The sequence below is a fragment of the Candidatus Methylomirabilota bacterium genome (assembly GCA_035315345.1).
GTDB lineage: Bacteria > Methylomirabilota > Methylomirabilia > Rokubacteriales > CSP1-6 > CAMLFJ01.
The window spans coordinates 1-9233 of sequence record DATFYA010000202.1 but is presented as its reverse complement, the minus strand read 5'-3'; the positions used below and the strand labels follow the sequence as shown (position 1 = coordinate 9233).

Genomic DNA, 9233 nt, shown 5'->3' with positions numbered 1-9233 from the left:
CGTGGCGCAGGTCGTCGATCAAGATCACGAGGACGTTGGGCCTCTTCACCACGCCTCCGGCGTGCTCGATGGAGAGATCGAGGCCAAGACTAACCGGATCGGCCCAGCTTTGCACGAGGCGAGTGTCTCCACGTCGAGACGGCGCAGCATGTGATCGAGGCGCTCGTCGAGCCGCGCCGGATCGAGCGCGGCGCCCATCAGGCCGCCGCGATGCCAGCCCCTCATGCCGTGGCCGAAGGCGGCCGCCTTCCAGCCGATGCCGGCGGCCACGCCGGCGATGGCGGTGCCGATGGCTGCGCTTCGGGACGTCGGTACTGGGTTGCTCATGGCGGATCTCCTTTCCCGGGCGCCGTCGCCGCGTCCCGGTCGGATCCAGCCCCGGCGCTCCACGTGAACCGCGAGTCCGCCGAGTAGAGTTGTGTGAAGGCCCCGCGGCGGGCCCCCGGATACAGCGGCCTTGACGCCGTCTCGGCCCGCGCGGTATGTCTCTGGCTGGCTCACGACTTCCCAGGCCGGCCCATCACTGCAAGGAGGCGTCGATGCATGTGCTCACCCTGGTTGCCGGACTCGTCTTGTCTGTCGTGATGACGCTGACCGCCGCCGCGCACGCCGCCACGTTCGTCTACGTCTCCAACGCCGAGGACGGCAACATCGGCCTCTACACGCTCGCGTCCGACGGTTCGCTCCAACCCGGCGCTCGCTTCGAGGCTGGAAAGCCCGTGATGCCGATGAGCGTCAGCCCGGACAAGCGATTCCTCTACGCGGCGATCCGCTCGAAACCCTTCACGGTCATCACCTATGCCATCGACCCCCGCACCGGGGCTCTCAAGCCGCTGTCCACCGGGCCGCTCGCGGAGAGCCTCCCGTACATCCGGATCGACAAGACCGGCCGCTATCTGCTCGGGGCGTCCTACGGTGGTCACCTGGTCAGCGTCAACCCGGTGGGCACCGACGGCAAGGTGTCCGCGCCGACCCAGGTGATCCCGACCGCACGGAACGCTCACTCCATCATCACCGACCAGACCAACCGGTATGTCTTCGTGCCCCACCTGGGCACGGACCAGGTCTTCCAGTTCCGACTGGACCAGCAGACCGGCATGCTGACGGCGAACACCCCACCGCTGGTGCAGATGAAGGCTGGCACCGGCCCCCGCCACATCATCATGTCGCCCGACAACAAGTTCGCCTATCTGCTGAACGAGCTGACCGCGACGGTGACGACGCTCTCGCTCGACGCGAAGACGGGACTGCTGACCGAGGCGAGCTCGGCGTCGGCGCTGCCGCCCGACACCAAGCTCGTGCCCGGCGCACCGCGTGGCGCGGTGGGGGCACCCGGTCAGCCGACGCGAGACACGTCGAGCGACATCTGGGCCTCCGATCTCCACATCACTCCGGACGGCCGGCTCCTCTATGCCGCCGAGCGGACCAGTAGTTCGATCGGCGCGTTCCGCGTCGACACGGCCACCGGCGCGCTCACCTACCTGTCGAGCACGCCGACGGAAAAGCAACCGCGTGGCTTCCGCATCGACCCCAAGGGGCGCCACATGGTCGTGAGCGGCGAGAAGTCGGACACGATCTCGGTCTACGAGATCGCCCCCACGAGCGGCGGGCTGAAGCTGCTCCGACAGTATCCGACCGGTAAAGGGTCGAACTGGGTCGAGATCGTCAGTTTCGACTGATGCGGCTCGAGCCGCTGGACGCGGGGGCGGGCGGCAGAGCTGGGTGATGCCTTGCGCGGAGCGGCCAAAGGCGAGCCGAGTGCCCAGAAGACATGACGTTGCCGCTCAGACGCCGAGGTAGCGGTGCAGCATCTCGGGCCTCGCGCGGATGTCGTCCGCGGGGCCTTCGTGGGCGAGGTGACCGTTGTTGAGGATGTACACCCGCTGGGCGAGCGCCATGGTCGCGGCGAGGTTCTGCTCCACGAGGACCAGCGTGTGGCCCTCCGCGGCCAGACGACGGCAGACATTCACCAGCTCGCGCACGATCAGCGGGGCGAGACCTTCGAACGGCTCGTCCAGCAAGATGATCTTCGGATCGCGAATGAGCGCGCGACCGAGCGCGAGCATCTGCTGCTCCCCTCCCGAGAGATCGGTGCCGCGGCTCGTGCGGCGCTGATGCAGCCGCGGGAAGATGTCGTAGATGCGTGCGAGGGGCCAGCGGTCCGGCGCGCTGAGGCCGGCCAGCGCCAGATTCTCCTCGACGGTGAGCGTCCCGAAGATGCGCCGCTCCTCGTGCACGAGCTGGACGCCGGCCCTCGCGATCGCGTGGCTCTTCATTCCGGCGATCTCGACGCCGTCGAGCCGCACGGATCCGGCGCGCGGCTTCACCACTCCCATCAGGCTCTTGAGCGTCGTGCTCTTCCCGGCGCCGTTGCGGCCGAGCAGTGCCACGACTTCGTTGCGCTCGACGCGCAGGGACACGCCGAAGAGAATGTGGGAATCTCCGTAGTAGCTGTGCAGCCCGCTCACCTCGAGCAGGCTCATGGGTGGGCCCCGTTCAGTCCGCCGAGGTAGGCTTCCTGCACCTTCGGGTTGGCCTTGATGTCGGCCGGCGCCCCCTCGGCGAGCACGCGACCTTCCTGGAGCACCGTGATGCGCTCCGCCAGCTCGAAGAGCGAGTCCATGTCGTGGTCGATAACGATCATGGTGCGGTCCTGGCCGATGGACTTGAGCAGCCGCACCGTGTCCGCACGCTCCGCCGGGCTCATGCCGGCCAGCGGCTCGTCGAGCAACAGGAGGCTCGGGGAGGATGCGAGGGCGAGGCCGATCTCGAGGCGGCGCTTCTCCCCGTAGGCGAGCTGCGCCACCGGCGCTTCCCCGCGCCCGGCGAGGCCGACGAGCTCGAGCGTGTGCCCGACGCGCTGCTCGAGCCCGGGGAGGTCGGCGAGGCGACGCATCAGATCGAGTCGGAACTTGCCGCGCAGCGCCGCCAGCGCGGCGATCGTCACGTTCTCGCGCACCGTCAGGCGGTTGAAGAGCTGGTTGACCTGATAGCTCTTCGTCAGCCCGAGCTGGCAGACCTCCGTCATGTCCATGCCCGTGATGTCGCGGCCCTTGAAGAGGATGCGGCCCGCGGTGGGCAGCACTTCGCAGGTCAGCATCTTGAAGAAGGTCGTCTTGCCCGCACCATTCGGCCCGATGATGCCGCGCACTTCGCCGGCGTTGACGGAAAAGTCGATGGCTTCGTTGGCGATGAGGCCGCCGTACTGCTTCGTGAGCCTGATCGTTTGCATGATCGGCCCGGTGAAGCCGTTGTCCGGGTGGGCCCGGGTGGAGACCGGGTCCGCGGCCGGCGATCGGGTCGGCGCCGGCCCGGTGGCGGCCTCGGTCTCCGCACCTTTCCGGCGCGCAACCAGGCGGCCCAGGTCCCTCAGGCCGCCCAGGATTCCGTCGCGCAGAAAGCACACGAGCACGACGAACACCAGGCCGAGCACGAGCTTCCACGTCGAGCCGAGCCCGAGCGGGCCCTGCAGGAAGTCCTGGAGGAACAGCCACAGCGCCGCGCCCGCGAGAGGGCCGAACAGCATCCCGCGCCCGCCGATGGCGGTCTGGATGACGAGCTGCCCTGAGGTCTCGAACGTGAATGCCTCGGGCGGCATGAACGCCTGGAGCACGCCGAGCAGGCCGCCGGCCAGTCCGGCGTACGCGGCCGCGATGACGAAGGCGGCGAGCTTGTAGCCGTGTATGTTGTGGCCGACGGCGGCCATGCGCAGCGGGTTCTCGCGGATCCCCCGCAGCACCACGCCCACCGGCGAGCGCACGATGCGCAGGGCGATCACGATGCCCACGAAGTAGCAGAAGGCGAGAAACGGATAGAGCGCCCAGCCGGACGTGAAGTGCAGCGTGGTGAAGCCGAGGTTCACGCTCGGTGTCGGCACCCCCGGCAGGCCGTTCTCGCCGCCGGTCCATTCGGCGAGCGGGTTGAACTCGACGAAGTAGAACACCTCGGCGATCGCGACCGTGATCATGGCGAAGTAGATGCCGGTGCGACGCAGCGCCACGAGGCCGACGAGATAGCCCACCGCCGCCGCGGCCACCGTGCCGATCAGGAGCGACGCGACGACGTGGGGAAACTCGACGCGCGTCAACAGGTAGGCGGCGACGAATCCGCCGGTCCCGTACAGCGCCGATTGGCCGAACGACAGGAGGCCGGTGTATCCGAAGAGAATGTCGAAGCCGATCCCGAACAGTCCCCAGACGAGGATACGGTTCACCGTGTTCGGCGCGGCGCCGAGCCAGGGCAGGACGAACGGGACCGCGATGAGCGCGGCGGCGGTGAGCGACGCGACCAGCAATGGCCGCCGCGGGCTGTCGATGCGATTGACGCTCATCGATCGTCTTGGGGGCCCCGACATGGCCCCCAAGCCCCCAACGCTCGGCCACGCCCCGGCCCGGCCGGGGCGCGCCTCGGAACCGCGCGATCGACGCCGAATCCGTCGTCTTGCCGGCCCCGACATGGCCCCCAAGCCCCCAACGCTCGGCCACGCCCCGGCCCGGCCGGGGCGCGCCTCGGAACCGCGCCGCGGTATCTCACTCTCGGCCCTGGGCGCCGAGGAGTCCGCGCGGCCGCAGCATGAGCACGAGCGTCATGGCGGCGAAGAGCATCACGTAGGCGTAGCCGGGGTTCACCATCGACGTCAGGCTGATGATCTCACCCGCGATCAGGCCGCCGAGCACGGCGCCCGGGAACGAGCCCACGCCACCGATCACGACGACCACGAAGGTCTGCACCAGGATGGCCTCCCCCACCTCCGGCGTGAGCGACACGATCGGGGCATTGACGATGCCGGCGAAGCCGGCGGCCATGGCGCCGATACCGAACACGACCATGAAGACCCGGTCGACGTTAATGCCGAGGCAATCCACCATCACCGCGTCCTCGATGCCCGCGCGCACGATCATGCCGAGGCGCGTGCGGTAGAGCACGAGGAAGAGCGCGAGCAGCGCCGCCGCGACGATACCGACCACCGCCAGCCGGTATGTCGGGTACATCATGAAGCCGAGCGGCGTGATACCGGCCAGCGCCGCGGGCGGCGTGACCGTCTTGGAGTCGCTCGAAAACAGCCAGCGCACGGCCTCGACGAAGACGATGGAGAGGCCGAACGTGACCAGGAGCTGGTCCTCGTGCGGGCGCGCGTAGAAATGGCGCACGATGACGCGCTCCAGCAACACCCCCACGATCAGCAGGGCGAGCGTCCCCGCGCCCACGGCGACGACGAACGACCCGGTCGCCTGGTAGGCCGCGAACCCGGCATACCCGCCGAGCATGAACATCGCGCCGTGCGCGAGGTTGAGCACCCCGAGGGTGCCGTAGATGATGGTGAGCCCCGAGGCGATGAGGGCGAGCAGCGCCCCCAGCGCCAGGCCGTTGAAGAGCTGGGAAACGAAATTGGGCCAGGTGATCACCGGCGGCGGCGTCCTCCGATCATGTGGAGTCGCCGAGCTTGCAGCCGAACGCGTCCGGCTTCTGCATGAGCGGTCCGCCCGGCACCACCTCGGTCACCTCCCAGAAGTCCTCCTTGTTCCGCATCTGCTTCGGCGCCTTGCCGCGCACGATGACCACCGGCCGCACGAGCTGGTGGTCCTCCTTGCGGAAATAGACCTCGCCCACCATCGACTGGAGCTTGCGGCCGGCCTCGTAGGACTTGATGACGTCGGGCGGGTAGAAGGTGCCGGCGTGCTCCACCGCGTCGGCCCACATGGCAAACGACGCGTAGGCGTTCTCGGCGCCCCATTCCGGGTAGTAGCCGTACTTCTTGCGGAACGTCTCGACGAACATCTTGGCGAGGGGGTACTTGTCCTGCAGCGTCCACCAGAAGTCGGTCGCGGCGTAGACGCCCTCGGCGAGCTCCGCGCCGATGTTCTTGGCCAGGAACGGGATCTGGTAGGGGATCACCAGCTTCATCCTCGGGATGACCGCGAACTGCTTCGCCTGTTGCGTCGAGAGCACCGCGTCGCGGCCCCAGTTCACGTTCAGCAGCACCTCGGCGCCGGAGTTTGCGATATTGGTGAGGTACGAGCTGTAGTCGGTGGCCCCGAGCGGCGACACCTGGTTCGTCACCATCGTCCAGCCGCCGTGCTCGGTCAGGTACTCGCTCGTCGACTTGGTCACGGTGTGACCGTAGGTGTAGTCGGGCGTCATGAACGCCATCTTCTTGTTCTTGCCGTAGGCCTTGAGCAGCACCGGCCCGATCGCGTTCGCCGCCGTCTCGCCGTAGAAGTTCTGGCGGAAGCCGTAGCGCACGCAGTCCTTGCCGGTGGTGTCGTTCGAGCCCGAGATGCCGGTGACGTAGAGCACCTTCTCGCGCTGGGCGAGCTTGTTCATGGCCACCGCGACCGCGCTCGACGTCGACCCGGTCATGAGGATGACCTTGCTCTCGGTGATGAAGCGCTGCTGCGCCTGCACCGCGTCGTTCGGCTTCGCGGCGGAATCGGCGACCACGAGCTTGAGCTCCTTGCCGAGCACGCCCTTCTTCGTCTTCGGTGAGATTTCCCGGATGAGGGGATGGCCGCTGTTGATGTGCTCGACCGCGAGCTGCCAGCCCTTCAGCTCGTCCTCCCCCTGCTCCGCGTAGGTCCCGGTGCGCGGCACCGCGACGCCGATGGTGGCCGTGCTGCCCTGGATGCCGGCCGGGTAGGTGCCGATCGGCGGGTGATCCTCGGCGGCCGCCCGTCGGGGCAGGCCGGGCAGGGCCAGGCCCCCGGCCAGGAGCAAGCCGTTGCGGATGAATTGCCGGCGCGCGTCACGCCGGGGCGCAGATGTCTGATCGCGCATGGTGTCCTCCTCGATAGAAAATATGTCGCTGGACGATATATCGTGGGACGATATTACCCGATTTTCCGCGGAATGCCACAACCTCGCCGAGGGGGGTCGCCATGCAGCTCAGGAAAGCGGAACTGCGCTACCACCTCACCGCGCACGACTACGCGCGGCTGGCCGCGTGGCGCCTCGCCCTGCGCACGTTCCTGCGCTTCAGCGAGCGCGCCGCCGCCGAGGTCGGCCTCGCCGCCCAGCAGTATCAGGCGCTGCTCGTGGTACGCGGCTGGGCGGAAGAGGGGCCGGTGACGATCAGCGATCTCGCCCGGGAGCTCTACATCAAGCACAACAGCGCGGTCGGCCTCGTCGACCGGCTGGTGCAGCAGCGCCTCTTGACGCGGGCGATCTCGAGCGCCGACCGGCGCAAGGTGGAGCTCACCCTCACCCCGCGCGGCCGGACGATCCTCGCCACCCTCGCCGCGCTGCACCGGCAGGAGCTGCTGCGCCTCGGACCGGTCTTCAAGCGGTTCTTCGCCGACATCTCGCGCCAATAGCGCTCGTGAAGCTCGCCATCCGAGCTTGATCCCACGGCGGCCTTCGCCTAGCCTGTCGAGGCCAGAGTACCGGGGGCGAGGAGAATCGATGGAGCGGCGTGGGAAGCCCGTGAAACGCAAGGTCCAAGGCAAGCGTTCGACTGCCCGCAGCGCGCGGAAGAACGGAAACGCCCGTGACGTGCAGAAGCAGCTGGCCGACGTGCTCGGGCAGCTCCGGACGCGCGATCGCGAGCTGGGGGAGGCGCTCGAGCGCCAGACCGCCACCAGCGAAGTCCTCGGGCTCATCAGCCGGTTTCAGACCGATGTCGAGCCGGTCTTCGACGCCATCGCGGCCAAGGCACTGGACCTGTGCCGGGCGACGACCGGCTGGGTCTATCGGTTCGACGGTGAGCTGATCCATATCGCGGCGGCCCACAGCCTGAGGCCCGAAGCCGTCGAGGTCGTTCGGCAGAGCTATCCGGCGCCGCCGAGCCGCGGTGGCGGTACCGCCCGGGCGGTTCTGAGCCGGAACGTGGTCTACATTCCGGATATCCGGATGGATGATGAATACCGGCTCGAGGCGCTGGCGAAGGCGGCCGACTACCTGAGCGTCCTCGCCGTGCCGATGCTGCTCGACAGCAAGCCGATCGGAGTCGTCGTCGTCACCGGCGCCGAGGCGGGCGCGTTCTCGGAACGGCAGATCGAGCTGCTCCACGGCGGCCGGATCTGGGTCGAGAGCAAGCCGGGAGTCGGCTCGACCTTTCGCTTCACGCTACCGTTGGGCGACACGGCAGCCGTCCCGGTGAATCCCCACTGACCGAGAATCCGCTACTCGTGGTGTTCGATCTCGGTGGCACCTTTGTCTTCGCGCTCAGCGGCGCGACGGCGGGCGTCAAGCACCGGCTCGACCTCTTCGGGGTGCTGGTGTTGTCGTTTGCCGCCGGCAACTCCGGTGGAATGGCCCGCGACGTGCTGATTGGCGCGCTCCCTCCCGTGGCGATCGGCGACTGGCGGTACATCGCGGTCTCCATCCTCGCCGGGCTGATCACGTTCTTCTGGTACCGGATCATCAACCGGTTGAGCAGCCCGGTGCTGGTGTTCGACGCCGCCGGATTGGCGCTCTTTGCGGTGTCGGGCGCGAGCAAGGGGCTCGCCTTCGGTGTCGGGCCGGTTGGCGCGCTGATGCTCGGCATGCTGACGGCAATCGGCGGCGGCATGGTGCGGGACGCCCTCGTGAGGGAGATCCCCACCGTGCTGCGCACCGAGCTGTACGCGGTCGCCGCCCTCATCGGGGCGGCCGTCGTGGTAATTGGCAGGATGCTGGCCGTCCCGCCGATCGCGGCCGCCTCGGCCGGCGCGGTCCTCTGCTTTGGGCTGCGGTTCATGGCGATGCGACGCGGCTGGCACCTTCCGACCGCGCGCTCGCCAAGGCAGCCGGGCCAGTCCTAGAAGCTACCGGCCGACTTCTGGCTACGTGTCCTCCTGGGTCACCCGGAAGATCTCCCCCACCGTGGTGAGACCCGCGCACGCCTTGGCCCACGCGTCCTCGCGCAGCGTGAGCATGCCGTGCTCCACCGCGTGGCGGCGGATCTCGCCGGTGGGTGCCCGCCGCACGATGAGACTGCGGGTCTCGTCGTTGATCCGGAACAGCTCGTAGATTCCGATGCGCCCGCGGTAGCCGGTGCCCCGGCACTCGTCGCAGCCCCTGCCCCGGTACAGCTCGATCCCGGAGGTATTCGAGACGCCGAGGGCCAGCAGGTGGGCGCTGTCCGGATGATCGGGTGCCCGGCAGATGGGGCAGATGCGTCGCACGAGCCGCTGGGCGAGCACGCCGCTCAGCACCGAGGACACCAGGTAGGGCTCGCAGCCCAGATCTTGCAGTCGGGTCACCGCGCCGGGCGCGTCGTTGGTGTGGAGGGTGGAGAAGACGAGGTGACCGGTGAG

10 protein-coding genes are annotated in these 9233 nt (G+C 68.5%); 4 read left to right on the top strand and 6 right to left on the bottom strand.

Translation table 11 applies throughout. The features are described from left to right. Positions 1-45: 45 nt before the first annotated feature. Complete coding sequence (locus VKN16_26060) at positions 46-327, bottom strand: hypothetical protein (protein HME97686.1); 282 nt, start codon at positions 325-327, stop codon at positions 46-48. A gap of 212 nt (positions 328-539) precedes the next feature. On the opposite strand from VKN16_26060, the gene VKN16_26055 reads away from it, so the two are divergent. After that, positions 540-1679 carry a beta-propeller fold lactonase family protein gene (locus tag VKN16_26055; GenBank protein ID HME97685.1) on the top strand — a complete coding sequence of 380 codons (1140 nt, stop codon included), beginning with the start codon at positions 540-542 and terminating at the stop codon, positions 1677-1679. A gap of 105 nt (positions 1680-1784) precedes the next feature. Here VKN16_26055 and VKN16_26050 read toward each other — a convergent pair whose 3' ends face one another. The 4 genes from VKN16_26050 to VKN16_26035 form a co-directional block, all read right to left on the bottom strand. Continuing rightward, complete coding sequence (locus tag VKN16_26050) at positions 1785-2483, bottom strand: ABC transporter ATP-binding protein (protein ID HME97684.1); 699 nt, start codon at positions 2481-2483, stop codon at positions 1785-1787. After that, entirely contained in the window at positions 2480-4330 is a 1851-nt protein-coding gene (locus VKN16_26045; GenBank protein HME97683.1) for a branched-chain amino acid ABC transporter ATP-binding protein/permease, read from the bottom strand. Before VKN16_26045 ends, VKN16_26050 begins: the two co-directional genes overlap by 4 nt. A 199-nt stretch (positions 4331-4529) precedes the next feature. After that, positions 4530-5405 carry a branched-chain amino acid ABC transporter permease gene (locus VKN16_26040; GenBank protein HME97682.1) on the bottom strand — a complete coding sequence of 292 codons (876 nt, stop codon included), beginning with the start codon at positions 5403-5405 and terminating at the stop codon, positions 4530-4532. 19 nt (positions 5406-5424) lie between these two features. After that, complete coding sequence (locus tag VKN16_26035) at positions 5425-6774, bottom strand: substrate-binding protein (protein ID HME97681.1); 1350 nt, start codon at positions 6772-6774, stop codon at positions 5425-5427. Between the two features lie 101 nt (positions 6775-6875). Here VKN16_26035 and VKN16_26030 point away from each other — a divergent pair, with 101 nt between their 5' ends. The 3 genes from VKN16_26030 to VKN16_26020 all read left to right on the top strand — a co-directional run bounded on the left by VKN16_26030 (position 6876) and on the right by VKN16_26020 (position 8738). Further along, positions 6876-7310, top strand: coding sequence for a MarR family transcriptional regulator (locus tag VKN16_26030; GenBank protein ID HME97680.1), 435 nt, complete (start codon positions 6876-6878; stop codon positions 7308-7310). An 88-nt stretch (positions 7311-7398) separates the two neighbouring features. Continuing rightward, entirely contained in the window at positions 7399-8106 is a 708-nt protein-coding gene (locus tag VKN16_26025; protein ID HME97679.1) for a GAF domain-containing protein, read from the top strand. A gap of 17 nt (positions 8107-8123) precedes the next feature. Further along, complete coding sequence (locus VKN16_26020) at positions 8124-8738, top strand: trimeric intracellular cation channel family protein (protein ID HME97678.1); 615 nt, start codon at positions 8124-8126, stop codon at positions 8736-8738. Between the two features lie 21 nt (positions 8739-8759). Here VKN16_26020 and VKN16_26015 read toward each other — a convergent pair. Beyond that, positions 8760-9233, bottom strand: a 474-nt coding sequence (locus tag VKN16_26015; protein HME97677.1) for an ATPase, T2SS/T4P/T4SS family, incomplete at its 5' end; no start/stop codon positions are given.

Coding starts and splice junctions, on each gene's coding strand:
- VKN16_26035 (HME97681.1), bottom strand. CDS start 6,774: ATGCGCGATCAGACATCTGCGCCCCGGCGTGACGCGCGCCGGCAATTC.
- VKN16_26055 (HME97685.1), top strand. CDS start 540: ATGCATGTGCTCACCCTGGTTGCCGGACTCGTCTTGTCTGTCGTGATG.
- VKN16_26045 (HME97683.1), bottom strand. CDS start 4,330: ATGAGCGTCAATCGCATCGACAGCCCGCGGCGGCCATTGCTGGTCGCG.
- VKN16_26050 (HME97684.1), bottom strand. CDS start 2,483: ATGAGCCTGCTCGAGGTGAGCGGGCTGCACAGCTACTACGGAGATTCC.
- VKN16_26025 (HME97679.1), top strand. CDS start 7,399: ATGGAGCGGCGTGGGAAGCCCGTGAAACGCAAGGTCCAAGGCAAGCGT.
- VKN16_26030 (HME97680.1), top strand. CDS start 6,876: ATGCAGCTCAGGAAAGCGGAACTGCGCTACCACCTCACCGCGCACGAC.
- VKN16_26060 (HME97686.1), bottom strand. CDS start 327: ATGAGCAACCCAGTACCGACGTCCCGAAGCGCAGCCATCGGCACCGCC.